General features: G+C 45.2%; 13 protein-coding genes and 1 pseudogene. 4 read left to right on the top strand and 10 right to left on the bottom strand.

Annotation, left to right across the window (positions count from 1 at the left end; genetic code table 11):
• Positions 1 to 7: 7 nt before the first annotated feature.
• The 4 genes from MUK70_RS03890 to MUK70_RS03875 form a co-directional block, all read right to left on the bottom strand.
• Positions 8 to 1,777, bottom strand: a complete 1,770-nt coding sequence (locus tag MUK70_RS03890; protein ID WP_234658792.1) for a sensor histidine kinase — start codon at positions 1,775 to 1,777, stop codon at positions 8 to 10.
• Between the two features lie 28 nt (positions 1,778 to 1,805).
• Positions 1,806 to 2,453, bottom strand: coding sequence for a response regulator transcription factor (locus MUK70_RS03885; protein ID WP_234614375.1), 648 nt, complete (start codon positions 2,451 to 2,453; stop codon positions 1,806 to 1,808).
• Between the two features lie 127 nt (positions 2,454 to 2,580).
• Entirely contained in the window at positions 2,581 to 3,495 is a 915-nt protein-coding gene (locus MUK70_RS03880; RefSeq protein WP_234658791.1) for a helix-turn-helix domain-containing protein, read from the bottom strand.
• 46 nt (positions 3,496 to 3,541) lie between these two features.
• The gene (locus MUK70_RS03875) at positions 3,542 to 4,282 is read right to left on the bottom strand and encodes an SDR family oxidoreductase (RefSeq protein WP_234658790.1); all 741 of its coding nucleotides are present in this window, start codon (positions 4,280 to 4,282) and stop codon (positions 3,542 to 3,544) included.
• Between the two features lie 165 nt (positions 4,283 to 4,447).
• Here MUK70_RS03875 and MUK70_RS03870 point away from each other — a divergent pair, with 165 nt between their 5' ends.
• Positions 4,448 to 4,792: a nuclear transport factor 2 family protein gene (locus MUK70_RS03870; protein WP_234658789.1), complete on the top strand. Its 345-nt coding sequence runs from the start codon at positions 4,448 to 4,450 to the stop codon at positions 4,790 to 4,792.
• A 66-nt stretch (positions 4,793 to 4,858) separates the two neighbouring features.
• Positions 4,859 to 5,731, top strand: coding sequence for a HEPN domain-containing protein (locus MUK70_RS03865; RefSeq protein ID WP_234658788.1), 873 nt, complete (start codon positions 4,859 to 4,861; stop codon positions 5,729 to 5,731).
• A 526-nt stretch (positions 5,732 to 6,257) separates the two neighbouring features.
• Here MUK70_RS03865 and MUK70_RS03860 read toward each other — a convergent pair.
• The 3 genes from MUK70_RS03860 to MUK70_RS03850 are packed head-to-tail and all read right to left on the bottom strand — an operon-like array spanning position 6,258 to position 8,004.
• On the bottom strand, positions 6,258 to 6,740 hold the full coding sequence (locus tag MUK70_RS03860) for a hypothetical protein (RefSeq protein ID WP_234658787.1): 483 nt from the start codon (positions 6,738 to 6,740) through the stop codon (positions 6,258 to 6,260).
• A gap of 7 nt (positions 6,741 to 6,747) precedes the next feature.
• A complete protein-coding gene (locus MUK70_RS03855) occupies positions 6,748 to 7,590 on the bottom strand; it encodes an SGNH/GDSL hydrolase family protein (protein WP_234658786.1) in 843 nt (280 codons plus the stop codon).
• A 6-nt stretch (positions 7,591 to 7,596) separates the two neighbouring features.
• Positions 7,597 to 8,004 (bottom strand): hypothetical protein, encoded by a 408-nt coding sequence (locus MUK70_RS03850; protein ID WP_244784674.1) that lies wholly within the window; start codon positions 8,002 to 8,004, stop codon positions 7,597 to 7,599.
• A 151-nt stretch (positions 8,005 to 8,155) separates the two neighbouring features.
• On the opposite strand from MUK70_RS03850, the gene MUK70_RS03845 reads away from it, so the two are divergent.
• Positions 8,156 to 8,866, top strand: coding sequence for a LytR/AlgR family response regulator transcription factor (locus MUK70_RS03845; RefSeq protein WP_234658784.1), 711 nt, complete (start codon positions 8,156 to 8,158; stop codon positions 8,864 to 8,866).
• Between the two features lie 7 nt (positions 8,867 to 8,873).
• Complete coding sequence (locus MUK70_RS03840; RefSeq protein WP_234658782.1) at positions 8,874 to 10,904, top strand: tetratricopeptide repeat-containing sensor histidine kinase; 2,031 nt, start codon at positions 8,874 to 8,876, stop codon at positions 10,902 to 10,904.
• Here MUK70_RS03840 and MUK70_RS31080 read toward each other — a convergent pair.
• From MUK70_RS31080 to MUK70_RS03830, 3 genes and pseudogenes are all read right to left on the bottom strand, one after another.
• Positions 10,901 to 10,990 (bottom strand): annotated as a pseudogene (locus tag MUK70_RS31080) (glycoside hydrolase N-terminal domain-containing protein); the annotation flags it as partial. The gene MUK70_RS03840 and the pseudogene MUK70_RS31080 sit on opposite strands and share 4 nt — an antisense overlap.
• Positions 10,991 to 11,051: 61 nt before the next feature.
• Positions 11,052 to 12,227: an acyltransferase family protein gene (locus MUK70_RS03835; RefSeq protein WP_234658780.1), complete on the bottom strand. Its 1,176-nt coding sequence runs from the start codon at positions 12,225 to 12,227 to the stop codon at positions 11,052 to 11,054.
• On the bottom strand, positions 12,211 to 14,457 hold the full coding sequence (locus tag MUK70_RS03830) for an alpha-N-acetylglucosaminidase (protein WP_244784672.1): 2,247 nt from the start codon (positions 14,455 to 14,457) through the stop codon (positions 12,211 to 12,213). The genes MUK70_RS03835 and MUK70_RS03830 overlap by 17 nt, the downstream gene beginning before the upstream one ends.
• Between the last annotated feature and the right edge of the window lie 85 nt (positions 14,458 to 14,542).

Raw genomic sequence — 14,542 nt, 5'->3', positions numbered from 1 at the left:
TGGACTGTCAAGCCACAAACGCTTCCAATTTTTGTAACTTTTGCATGGGCAACGAAATCATAACGGATGTTCCTTTTCCGGCTTCGCCGTGCCACATGACCTGCCCGCCGAGGTAGGCAATGCGGGACTGAATGTTGGAGATACCATTTCCTTTTGATTGCAGATTGTCAAAATCAGCCCCCTGGCCATCGTCATCTACACTAATCAAGGTTGTTTCTTCATTGACCATCAGCTGGACCGTCACCATCTGGGCGTGCGCGTGTTTCAGCGCGTTATTGAGCAACTCTTGCACTACCCGGTAGATCATCACGGCAGCTTCATCACCCAAAGGTGGCATCTCGCCATAATGGTCTAAGATCAGCTTTGTTTTGTTTACCAAATTTAGTTTTTGCACCAGGTCTTCCAGCGCCGGAACGAGGCCGAAAGTTGACAGCGCATAGGGGCGCAGATCGTTGGAGATCAGCCGGGTTTCGGTGCAGGCTTCATCCAGAAACTGGTTCAAGGGTTCCTTAACGGATAAAGGCAATTCTTCCTGATGCGCTTCAATGAATAGTTTAATTCGCGAAAGTTGAATTCCCAGACCATCGTGCAGATCACGCGCAATCCGACTGCGTTCGCCTTCTTGACCTTCGATCATCGCACGAAGCGATTTAAGCTCCAATTGTCGAATCTGTTGCTGAGCGATGACCGTGTGTTGATGGTCAATCAATTTTTGCTGACGTCTTAGATACGCAAGTGTAAATACGCCTATAATACTGATTATAAAGCCGATAAATAGTGCAGAATTCAATACATTCTGATTGCGACTTTTTTCTTCCACCAGTTGTTTTTCAACTGCCAGCGTTTTGATCTGACTATCCAGTTCCTGCAAACGAATACTTTTTGTTTGTTCGGATGCGTAAAACTGGACCGTATAATCGAGCGTTTTTGATGACCAATCGTATGCATTTTTATAGTCGCCCATACGTGAATAGCTATCTGCCGTGTGCCGCGATAATTCCCGCATCATGCCCAGACTATTTTCAGCCTTCGATAAGTTGTAGCTCTTCTGGTAGGCTTCAATAGCCGCCAGACTATGATGTCTAAACTGCTCAACCAGGCCCAGGTAAAAGTGATTCAGGCCAATTAACCAATTGACATTTAATCGATTTGATATAATCAGACTTCGGCTTGCAAAATAGTATGCAGAATCGGGCTGCTTGGAGAGTAAGTACGTATTAGCTAGCAGACTAAGGGCATACGCCTGAGAATAGGGTTGTTTGTATTGTACGCTAAGCCGCTCGGTTTCACGCAGGTGTGTTTTCAAACCGGGCGGCATAGGTTCTACATGTTGCGCGATATTGTGCAAACCCAATCGAGATTCGATGACTTTGGGCATGTTATGGGTTCGCTCAAAATATTGCTGGGCTTTTTTAAGATATTGTTCAGCGTAAGCATGCATGAAGTAATCCTGGGTGTAGTAGTCCCCTATCACCAGGTACTGATTAAAATATCCAAGTGAGTCGCCCATCAGGCTGTAATATTTCAAGCTACTTAAGTAAGAATCCATCGTGTATTTATTGTATCCATACTGCCGATGGTATAGTTTACCCAAAGAATCGTAAGCTTTTGCAGCCTGACTGTAAAGCTTATCCTGCACCAACATCTTAATCTGTCTTTGTAAACTATCAACAGACGTCGTGTCAGTTACCGCCTCGACGGATTGAAACCCGCCGGTCAGGATAATTACGAAAAGGAAAATGATCCGCCAAACAGACCGGAGAGAACAGCATTTCATGAGCATTACCAGTAATGACAAAATAGAATTAATCAATCATTTGCATCTCCATAGCCGTCTTAATCAGTAGGGCTGTATTAGGAACACCGAACTTCATCAGCAGACTGCTTCGGTGAAATTCGATCGCTTTGGCGCTCACAAATAACTGAGTGGCCATCTGCTGCGTAGTTAATCCCTGCGCAATGCGGGTCAGCACTTCCGATTCGCGAGGGCTAAGGTGTGGTTTTGCGCCAATGCCGGCCGTCGACCTTCTGGTCTTGGGGCTATCGTTCAGCAAAATTTGCGTGATCGATTCATTAAAATATTGCTTCTCGTGGTGAACCGCCTGGATGGCCTGCAGCAACTCCGTTTTTGTAGTATTCTTCAACAAATAGCCTTTCGCCCCTTTTTTCACGACCCGCTTAATGAGACTGGCATCGTCGTGCATAGTCAGTGCTACCACTTTCGTTTCCGGGTATGTACGGACAATATATTCACAAAGGCCGAGGCCGTCTTCAATGTAGGGAAAAGAAATATCAAGTAACACGACGTCGATCGCGGTCTGGCTTAATCGCTCCATAACTGACTGCACCGTATAGCAGCGCTCCGTCACTTCAATATCAAGTGATCCCGAAATAAGCGACTCGATGCCTTCAACAAAGACATTATGGTCATCCGCGATGAGGACTCGTATCATTTATATTTATAAATTTATCCATCGAAAGTACGATGAATCAGCCGTGAACGTAAATCCAACAGTTCCCATCTTATAAATCTTAGGGAAAACCCTAGCAGGAAGCATCCATCTTGTAAGTGGCCAGTTCCTAATTCGGATTCAGCAACTTACGAAAAGCAGCGGGTGACATGCCGGTTTTTTGTTTGAATAATTTGTTGAAAGACTGCGGATGCTCAAAGCCTAATGCATAAGCCACATCGGCCGTTGTAAGCAGGTCATTCCCAAACATTTCCTTGGCTTTGTCAACCATCTTCAAATGAATATGCTGCTGGGTGGTCTGACCGGTGAGGGATTTGAGCATGTCGGACAAGTATCGCTGTGAAACTTTCAATTCCTCTGCTATTTCCTGGGTCGTCGGCAAGCCGCTCACAAGCGCCTCTTTCTTCTCAAAGCGCTCATCTAAAAATGCATTCATCTGATCGATCAGATCGTGATGAACCACATTGCGAGTCAAGAATTGCCGGTTGTAAAAACGATTGCAGTGATGAAGGAGCAGCTCGATCTGCGAAACCAGCACATCCAGGCTGAAATGATCAGTGTGCGTTCCCAGCTCCGTCGCTATTGACTCAAATACACCTTTGATTACACGCTTCTCTTTCTCGGAGAGAAACAATGCTTCGGAGACCGAATACGCGAAAAAGCCATATCGGTGAATGCGGGATGCAAGTGGATGTTTGTAGAAAAGATCGGGATGAAAGTACAATGCATAACCCTCGTGCTCCTCCAAATCATCGGATAGCTGGACGATCTGATTGGGCCCAACGAAAGCAAGCCCGCCATCGCGAAAATCATAAGATCCAGGTCCGTATTTCGCCTTGCCATTGAACCGTAACTTAAAAGCTATTTTATAAAAATGCAGCAAATACTGACTTCCCGCATCAGCCAGGCCAGGTTTGTTTTCGTCATAGTTGACCAATGTGATCAGCGGATGCAGCGGTGACGGCAAGCCGACCCGCTCCATCAAAGCTGAAATATTATCAAAAACTACTGGTTGCCCCTGCATATCTATATACCTCTTTTTTGAAAATACCAATCTGAAAACTTTCTACTTAATCCTGAACAGTCGGACGGATCACAATGTCGCCGATATCCACCTGATCCGGCTGCGCGATCGCGTAGGCAACCGCTTCTGCAATGGCCGTGGCAGGGATAGCAATTTCGCTCGCTTTTTGCGTCACAGCATCCCGGACAGCCTCATTCTTGATTTTGCCCGCGAAGGGCGTATCCACGAATCCGGGAGATATTCCGGTCACACGCCACCGGCCTTTTGACTCTTGCCGCAAAGCTTCGCTGACCGTGCGAACTGCATTTTTGGTAGCCGCATAAACGCCCATTGTAGGCACAATACTAATGCCAGCTGTCGAAATGATGTTGATAATATGTCCGGAACCCTGCATTTTGAAAACGGGCAACGCGGCGGCAATGCCATAAAGCGTTCCTTTCAGGTTCACATCGATCATTTGCTCCCAACCTTCCACATCTACATCCTCCAGTAATTGCAGCTGGCTGATACCTGCATTGTTAATGATCACATCTAAACGGCCAAATTCATTCAAAGCCAATTGTACCAGGGACGCGACTTCTGTCCGCTTAGTAACATCCATTTGCAGGTAAACCGCCTGGCCGCCTGCTTTTTGGATGCGTTCAGTTAGAGTTGCTAAAAGATCTGCCCGGCGAGCACCGAGAACGACTTTCGCTCCTTTTGCTGCCAGCAGCTCCGCCGTGGCTTCACCTATGCCGCTGCTTGCGCCGGTGATGGCAATTACTTTATTTTCAATTCCATTAATCATATCGTATGGTTGAATGTTACGATACAAAATTCCGGAAACGAATAGCCGAAAGTGTAGCCAGAACCGCCAAATGTGTAGTCGGTAATTGCGATTAAATCTCAATGTTTACCGAGATTGGAATAATCATTCAATATGTAGTTTCGGGATCTTGAAACAAACTATGTTATGGATTATCAAACACTACTCCGCCAGCTCTATCAGGATTTCAATGCTCGTCGGATCGATGCAGTTCTGGCGCATATGCATACAGACGTAAGCTGGCCCAATGGCTGGGAGGGCGGCTATGTGTCCGGGCACGAGGAAGTGCGTGCTTACTGGCTGCGGCAATGGGAACAGATTGATCCTATGGTCGAGCCGATTTCATTCGATAAGAAGCCGGACGGACGGATTGCGATCAAAGTCCGTCAGATCATAAAAAGTGTGGAAGGTGAAATTTTAAGCGACACGCTGTTATTTCACGTCTACACTTTTAAAAATGGAAAAGTGCGGACGATGGCAATTGAACAGTAGGGCACGTCGTAAATAGGTTTTTGAAATTTTGTATCTTACCAAAATTTCAAAAACCCCCACACACGAATGAAAACCTCCCTCTCTCATCTCCCACAAAACAAGCAAGACGAGTTAAAAGAGATCACCCAAATTATCATCGAAAAGGTTCCGGCGGAAATGATCATTCTCTTCGGCAGCTATGCGCGGGGTGACTGGGTCGAGGATTACCAGGAGAAGTACGAGTATGTAAGCGATTTTGACATTCTGATCGTCACCAAAGACAAAAATTCGGCAAAGCAAGTTAAGAAGTCGCGTGAGCTGGATGAGGAACTGATGGCCGATGATGAAATCACAAGAACGAGCATCATTTATCACAGCATTGGTTTTGTGAACGACAAGATCGAGCGCAATTACTATTTCTTTGTCGACATCCTGAAAGAAGGAATTATGCTTTTTGATTCCGGAAAATTCTCCTTGTCCGAACCGAAAAACCTTAATCCGGAGCAAAGAGTCGAAAAAGCGACGGAACAATTTGAGCATTGGTTTGAAAGCGCAAACCACTTTTTTGAAGCCTTTGAATTTTTCTTTCAAAAAGGAGAGAATAAGATAACCTACTACAATAATGCTGCATTTGAACTTCATCAAGCCACAGAAAGATTCTATGCCGCGATACTGCTTGTTTTCACCGACTACAAGCCGAGAATCCATGACATTGAAATTTTAGGGCAACACGTCATTAAGCAACATGCAGAGTTCGCGACGGTTTTTCCAATGTCTACCGAGGAGGAGAAGCGGCTGTTTGTGCTTCTTAAAAAGGCGTATATTGATGCGAGGTATAATAGGAATTACAAGATTGAGAAGGCGGAGTTGGAGTATTTGGGGAGTCGGGTGGCGTTGTTGAGAGATTTGACGGAGCGGATTTGTAGGGAGCGGATTGGGCTATTCGTTGATCGAAATTAGATCAATTCGTTAGGTATTAAAAATTGGGACGTATCGGAAAACGGAACAATTTCAACTTTACCTCGTTCAGGGAGATGATTTATTAGCTCATTGACCATTTGAATCATATTGCCAGCATTAGGATCTTGAATCATGTGGAAATTTTTAAGAATGCAATATAAAATTATACACTAACATATCAATGAAATATTGACAGGATGAATTCTGATAATAAAAAGAGGAACTATGCTTGGTTAAAGTCAATGGAAAATGGTTCCGTAGGCAAAGCCCGAACTCGGCCTTTCTTGATGGATAAGTTTTGAGTATTGGATCGATCGGTCAATGTTGATGGAGAGGATTTTTTGATTCAGGTGAAACCTAACGAAGAAACACTATTATCAAGATGCCAGCGAAGTTCGGCCGTGTGCAGTCAAAATTTGTGCAGGATTCACAAACTACATCAAGCGAGAATATGTCTTAACAGATAGCAATGCAGCCCGTACTAACTTCTTCCTTCTTGTAAACACTGGTCAGTTCTTACTTAAAATCATGGCTTCCTTTTCATCCACCATTTCAGTACTTTATAGTCCGTGCTTCCGATATATGGATTGCCCGTGATCACCCAGCCAAATTCGTTGTCGTCAAATATTTCCAGGTGCCCAACGGTTTTTTCTCCGTACACGGCGGCGATGTCCTTGTTGTCGTTGAAGAATGTTAATTCTCCGGTTCCCGCTGCCACGCTCTTGACCGTATAGCTCCACCGGCCCTGTTTCCTGCACGTTTGCTGCGAGCAGCCGTCCATACTGCCGTCGGCATAAAACTTATAGCCCAGAGCCCCTTCTTTAATGGTAAGCGTTATTTTATCACTTTCCGACTCAGTATAGGTTTTATACACATCCCAACGTCCTCCGACAAGGAGTTTAACGTATTTTTCATCAGGTGCGGGATCTTCACTCTTATTATTACAGCCGGCCCCCATGTTCAGGAATACAATTCCGGAAAGTATCAGATAAGAAAATAGCTTTTTCATGTTTACTTTATTTGCCTGCGTTGTAAATACTCATTAAAAATGCTTTGCTGATCCGGGTGGCGGCTTTTTCGCAAAGGTGTCCCTGCCCTTCTGCCGCGTCTACTCCCTGATTTTTGCTGGAACAAGCTTCTGTTGAACGGTTTTCGTCACAGATCGTGAGCACATTGCCCAACTTGCAGGCGCCGTTGTTGGATTCGATCTCTTCCAGTTCGTAAATCACGTCTGTGGTCTTGAATGTATCTTTCATCCATTGGGCGACATTCATTTTGGCTGCATTGCCGTCGTCCCGGGTTACGATGTAGATCAGCGGCGGGGTGATATGGACAAAACGGATACCGGTAACCTGTGTACGCAGTTCGTCTATCATTTTTTTGTAGGCTGCTTTTACGTCTTCCCGGTTGGTATCGTTTATGTCTGCGTATCCGAATTTGAAAATGGCAATCTTTACGCTCGCCTGGTGGGCGATGACATTCTTTTTAAACTCTGCCATCTTACCCATCGGATCGCCGTTAGACACGCTGAACACGTTACCACTCAGACCTTTTGGTGCAGCGGCGAGATCAAAATATTCAAACTTAAATCCATTGGCTTCGGCACCGTCTTCCAGGTCACCACCGACCGACTGATGCATGAATACCGTGTTCCATGCTTTAATCCGGTTTCTTTCTGTTGCGGCAAGCTTGTCCCAGGCCTCAATACCCGACAAGCCCACAATTCCCGGTTCTCCTTTGCCGGTGCCTGTTTGTTCCCCGTTTGGTTCGGGATCAGGCCCACCTGGATTATCCGGATCAGTGCCCGGCTTTGAACATGCGATAAATCCAAGCAGGGTGATAAATAGTAGTTTTTTCATCGTGTTTCAAAGGTTTTGATATGTGATGACGTCGCCATACTCACTTTTCCAAATCATTTTGTCTCCCGAGAATGTGAGCGTATACGTATGTCCGATGCCCTCTTTGCCGCCAATGAATATTTTTGAGCCATCTATTTTCCACACATTTTTTGAATAAAGTCTCTGCTGGATATTAACATAACTTGCATCGCAGCCCGAAGAGGACGCATCCAGGCGGTAGTTGCCGTCTGAGGTGATACGATAGACGATTTTGGATGCGCAGGGACGCTGGTTAAGTAAGGCAGCATGTGAGTCGAAGGTCTTTCCGTCATAGGTGGCCAGGTGTGAGAGCATTTTCCAGTTACCTACCGGAGATTGTCCGGATACCGTAAAGGCCCCCGATACCATCAAGAAGAGAAATGTGAGATTTTTCATTTGAAGTGCATCAGTTTTGGTGATCTTCTTGTGATAGGTCAAAACTAGATGATCGCGAATTTGCAAATCGCAACGAATCGCCCAACTGCATTTTAAATAGACGAACAACCGGTTTTCACTATATTTAGACTGAAAACTGGCTCTCTAAAAAATGTCTGGAACGCAACTATCCTGCATCATCATCGACGATGACGAGATTGACCGTCTGACGACACAGGCATACGCAAAAAAATATCCATTTCTGAATGTTGCCGGCGTCTTTTCATCGGCCACACAGGCTCTTACTTCTGTGGATCAGATACCAATTGATGTCATGCTTAGTGACATTGATATGCCCGATCTGAATGGCCTGGAATTCCGCAGAAAAATGATGAAGATCCCGGTTTGCATTTTCATATCCGCATATCCCGACTATGCTGCTGATAGTTTTGAGGTGGAAGCTTTTGACTTTATGGTTAAGCCATTGAAAAAAGAACGCTTCGACCACTGTATGGCCCGTGTTCAGAATTACTTTGATATAAAGAGAAAGGCGCACTTGTTCGAGTATAGCCTTGGCAATAGCAACACAGTCTTTATCAAGGACGGGCACGAGCAGATCAAGTTGAATCTTCATGATATTATGTACCTGGAAGCGTTGAGAGATTACACGCGAATTGTCACCTCAGGCAAGAAATACTCAGTGCTTTCTTCGATCGGAAATCTGCTGACTGAGAATGCATTTCAGTCTTTTGTGCGTATTCACAGAAGTTACGCAGTCCAGCGCCATTACATTGAACGGTTTACTTCTCAGGAAGTTTTTTTGCAAAATATCTCACTACCCGTTGGTCGCAGCTACAAGGACGTCCTGGTCAATCTGAAATAAGCTAGCCATGAAAACCCGTTTCATTTTTTTCTTGCTGCTGGGGGTCGTATGCAATGCTTTTGGGCAGAAGCAGGGGAAGGAGCTGGTGGATTCACTGATCGCCCGGATCCCTAATGTTCGTAACGATTCATTGAAAGTGAGGCTCTTCAAGCAAATATCGGATGAGTACTTTTACATTGACGTCGAGCAAGCACTTGTGTACAGCAAAGCAGGGCTGAAATTAGCTGACAAAATAAAATGGAAACGCGCGATCGGTGCTTTTAATTTAAACATTGGACGTGCATATAGCGACAAGGGTAGCTATGATTCCTGCATGTATTTTTACAATAAAGCATACGATATTCACCGTCAGGCAGACGACAAGGTGAATATGGCTTCATTACTGAACAACATGGGGGCCGCCGAGCAAAACCTAAAATCCAACGACACCAAAGCCGCCAATTACTATTTCAAAGCATTAAAAATAAGTGAGGAACTGAAAGATGACTATCTCACGGCCCTTTGCTATGACAACATCTCCCAGATTTACTTTTCTCAATCCAATTATTCCAAAGCGCTCGATTTTGGATTTAAAAGCCTCCGTTTATATCAAGGAAACTTAAATGGGCAATCCGGTAATGATCAAAGAAACGTCGGAAATGCTTTTGCGAAAATTGCGGCTATTTATACAGACATAAATGAGGCGCAAAAAGCGAAATTGTATTACGACCAGGCGATTCCGTTGCTGGAAAAATCCGGCGATCTGGAAGGCATGGCCAAGGCTTATTCGAATATGTCTATTCTGGCGGGGAAAGACTTTGCCTCCAAGCTTGACTACGGCTTAAAGGCAGAAAAGCTTTGGAACCAGGTGAATCCGATGCACCTGCTGGCCGTGCATAATGTGGGGAGCATGGGAATTGCTTTCCAGGAGGTTGCACATAGTGATTCTCTTTCAAAGCTCGGCTATTCGCGAAGCCAGCTTGCTGATCTTGCCAAAGTTTATCTTACAAAGGCTATCCGGTTGAGCGAGCAAACGGGAGAGATCAGTTCCCGTGCACATTTTACAGGGGCACTTGCCGAAATCCAGGCCGAAACCGGCGATTATAAGAACGCATATCTCAACTTCCGGCTTTACCAGCATGTGCAGGATTCACTTTATTCACAGGAAAATAAGAACCGCATAGCGGGCCTCCAAGGCAAACGGGAAATAGAGCTTCGGGACAAGCAGATCCGTATCAATGCGCTTGAGCTGGAAAATCAGCGGAAACAGCGGCTGGGTTTGGCAGTTGGGCTGCTGCTGCTTACGCTGGCAGGAGGACTTTTTTACAGGCAAAGCCTTTCCAGAAAAAGGGCAAATGTTCAGCTTCTGCGTCTGAATGCCGAGCTCGATGAGGCAAATAAGGTGAAAGCAAGGTTCTTTGCTATTTTGAGTCATGACCTGAGAAGCCCCATAGCGAATCTCATCAATTTCCTTCATCTCCAGAAGGAAGAACCCGGCATGCTTACAGCCCAGCTGGCAGAAATGCACCAGAAACGTATCACGGCCTCAGTCGAGGGACTGCTGGAGAACATGGAGTCGATGCTGCTTTGGAGCAAGGGACAGATGACCAACTTCAAACCACAGGCAAAATCGGTACTGGTGTCGGGTTTGTTTGAATATATAGAAAAGTTCTTTGCGGCCGAGCCGAACGTAGCATTCAGCTTTTCAAGTCCTGGCGCACTTGTCGTTGTCTCGGATGAAGATTATTTGAAAACCATTCTCCAAAATCTTACTATCAATGCCGTGAAAGCACTAAAAAATGTTCCGGATGCGCATATCCGGTGGGAGGCGGAAGAGCAAGGCATGGAAGTGATGTTGACCATTACCGACAATGGCCCTGGCGCAAGTGCGCAGCAATTGAGAGCGTTGTTCAACGATGACACAGAGATCGGTGTGAAGACGGGTTTGGGGCTACACCTGATCCGTGATCTGTCGAAGGCGATTGGCTGTAAAATAACTGTCAAATCTGAACCGGGAGCAGGAACGGCATTTCAGTTGACCGTTCCTGACTTATCTTAGCGGTAGTATAGTGAGCCTGGATGCATCATGGCACCAATATGCCCATTACCAATCGGCAAGGTTTCGACCCACTGTGTCGTCGGCCTTTTGTACCATAACTTCTAGTGAGTCGGTTTAGTGCCAAGGAACTGAAACACGGCTACTATATTAAATTTTCAAAAACAGTTTGTTCTTAAACAGCACATATAGGAACACCAATTCTACCAAAACAACGGATACAGCCTTTAACAAATCACTGAAAGGATCCGAAGCGAGATTAATCAACCCGCCGAAAATAAAATTGGCCGTATATTGAAAATTCACAATGCCTTCGACTGCCATATAAATCACAATTGAATTTGTACCGATCAAAATGAATGGGAATGTCCATTTTTCAAAACCAAGCACATCGATGACCAAATAGAACAGCGCAAAAAATGCAACACTCCAGCCGCCTGCAAAAAGCACAAATGAGCTGCTCCAAAGACGCTTGTTGATGGGGAAGATCATATCCCACACCAGTCCGATCAACATCAGTCCAAGTGCAGTGAGAAGCATCAAATAAACACTTTTCAGCGGTTCATAATTTTTCTTTTTCACAAATGTCCCCGTGAAAATTCCAAGCAACCCTGTCGCGATGGCAGGAATAGTTGAAAGGATCCCTTCCGGGTCGTGTACTTTACTATGGAGCCTTCCTGGCAATAAAAGCCGGTCAATACAGGATTCCAGCGACCCTTCCATCGACAGGTCACCCGCTCCAAAACCAGGTACAGGAATGTAAGCCATCGCCAGCCAGTAACTGATCAGGATTACCAAGAACCATTGAATTTGTTTAACCAGGCTGCAATTGAGATAAATCATTCCGGCAAAAAACCAGGCAATACCTATTCTGCCCAATACGCTTGCAAACCGTGTGTTTTCCAAACCGTTAAATTTAAACAAGCCATTGACAACCAGGCCAAGAAAAATCAGGATCAATGCCCTCCGGGCCATGGATTTATAAATTTGGTTTTTAACTTTTGATGGAAGCTCATAAGCATTTTCCACACCCGCTGCAGCAACTTTTTTACCGAATGAAAATGGCATGGATACACCCGAAATGAAAAGGAAAAGCGGAAAGATCATGTCGTAAAATGTACAGCCATTCCATATGGTATGATGCATTTGAGCAGACAGCCAGTTCATCACCGGCCATCCGGTCAGTTCTGCAAGGGCATGAATAATGTGCTCACCTCCGATGATCCAGAACATATCAACCCCTCTCAAGGCATCCAGTGAAACCAGTCGTTCCGTTTGTAGGTTCTTATGCTCTACCGCGTTGATACGATTACTTTTTGTAGTCATTACTAATTTGCTGACGGTATTTTGTATGCAATTTCACCGCAGTGTCCAGGCTGCTTCCTTTTTCTGTAATTGGGAAAGACTTTTGCTCGTTCACCCACTTCCACTCCCACTGAGAGATTGTTTTTTCAAAGGCGCCGAAATCGGGCCCCTTTCCGGTTTCGTGTGAATTGTTGAGCATAAGAAAGAATTTTTCCCACCGAGGTCTGTAAAAGTCACTCAATAATCCGCTCCATTGACGGTTTGAATATTCATGAAGCGGGCTGTTTGCATCTCCCCAAAGTGTAATGAGATCCCTGGCATTTTGTTCATACAAAGCCTTTTCCTCTGCATTGTTGCCCCATTTTCTGGCATCGGCAATCCACGGGCCGAGCAGGAAATCTTTCCGGGTTGCCAGCAGCGCATCCATATCGTTGATCAGATCAATAAATTCTTTGCTATGTTTTTTGAAAGCGGTTTTACCGCCTTTTTTAAAAGCAGCAACCCATTTCTTGTGAAGAACCAATGCATAATTGGCAAGAACCTGACGTGAAACGTCCACCAGATCGTAGCGGAATCCGTCCGTTTTGCTGCCGCTTTTAGCCGATTTAACAAACAAATCCCAGGCAGGCAACAGCTCTTCCGGCGCGTAATTCAGTTTCGTTCTTGTCCAGATCGTCGTCGAATCGAGCGTTGGTCGACCCGTCACAATCGATTCCGCGCCATCACGGATTTCTTTGCCGTTGTATACTGTTTTTCTTAAAATCTGCCAGGCCTGATTGAGATCCGGGTCATCTTTTCCGTACCGATTTCTGGCATATTTTTTCAGCCAGTCATCCAGATCAATCGGCGTTGTCCGCCAGGTATGGTCCATGGTAAGTTCATAGATCACGGGATTCTGTTCAATCGCTTCCATCGTCAGACCGATTCCTTCAAGCCGTTTTTTGTTGGGGTCATTCCAGGCTTCGGCAGGTCCTTTTGCAACACCTTCCATCCGGCCAAACAGATTGACATTCCCTCCAAAATTATTCAGCATATTCCAAATCCAGGGTTTGCCATAAAATGCACCCGTTCTTTTCCATACAGGTTCAATTTCAGCCGCCAGGTCAAGCAAGATCATTTTATCATCCGGGACAGCTTTTAAAAGTGCTTCAATCTGAGGTGCTTTCCAAAATTTCCGGTCGCTGTAAAACAACCAGCCTTGCATTACCCAAACTGCATCGGGGTCAGCCTGGTTCATTCCGTCATATATCCTGGCGCTCAGTTTTGACAAGTATTCCGGTTCATCTGTCGGCGGTTCGTTTTCATTAAAAGTATCCGCAGAGTATAAGTGGTCGGTACCGTAAAGCTTAGTTTGCTTATCCAGGAATTTCTTTCCGATTTCGGCAAACATTGGATCCTGTGAATCCAGGATATAGGTGTCACCAAATCCGTTTGTCCAGTTGGTTGCTTTCAGCTGTGCTTTTGGAAATTTCTTTTTAAAAGCAGCAGGAACGTGTCCTGTGAAAGCTGGCAATACGGGTTTCATTCCCAGTTCACGTTCTCTTTTGACAATCTGCTGTTGCAAAGTTTTATGGCTTTCCATCCAGCTTATGGGCAAAGGCCCGCCCCAGCCGTCCAGATTCCCCATCCAGAACCAGCCAAAATAAGCCGGCCCACTGAAAAAATCTTTCAGATCATCTTCTTTGAAACCCATGTCTTTGTACACCTCCAGCCAGGTATATTCTTCGCCGGTAATGGCCAGCGGCATGTTAATTCCGTGTAGCGCCATCCAGTCGATCTCTTTTTGCCAACGCTCCCAATTCCACCAGCTCATGCTATAGCTAAATGTGCAGTAATTGAAATTGTATCTAAAATTGTAGACTGTGGCCTTGCTGATTTTGTTTGGGACAACAGGAAGTTTTGCCGGAAGCGCCAGATTGGTCCCGTTCCAGGTAACCTGGCAGTGTGCGTATTCTGTCAGATAATGGTAAAGTGCGGAAGCCACAGCAACGCCACTTGAACCACGAAGTACGATTTTGTCATTCTTACTTTCGATTTCAAATTCGTCTTTTCCCGATTTTGAAGTTAGTTCCTCCACTTCGAAATGGGACGCATGAGACGGGATAACCCTTTCAACTAATGATCTTGCCGAGCTTGTTATAGTTTGCGCGCTTGCAGTTTTTGAGAAAACAATAAAGAAAAAGACAAGACAAAACCAGTTGATCCTTCCCAAAAATTTTGGAGAAGAACAACCTTTAAGGATGTTATTCATTTTTAATACATTAAGGTATGATTCGCCGTGTCATAAAAACGATCCGGGCTGAAATGTCACAAGAAGAAAATATCTCCGTATCCAT

Source organism: Dyadobacter chenwenxiniae (assembly GCF_022869785.1).
Classification (GTDB): Bacteria; Bacteroidota; Bacteroidia; order Cytophagales; family Spirosomataceae; genus Dyadobacter; species Dyadobacter chenwenxiniae.
Note: the sequence above shows the minus strand (reverse complement) of the source record. Positions and strands in the feature narration are given on the sequence as shown.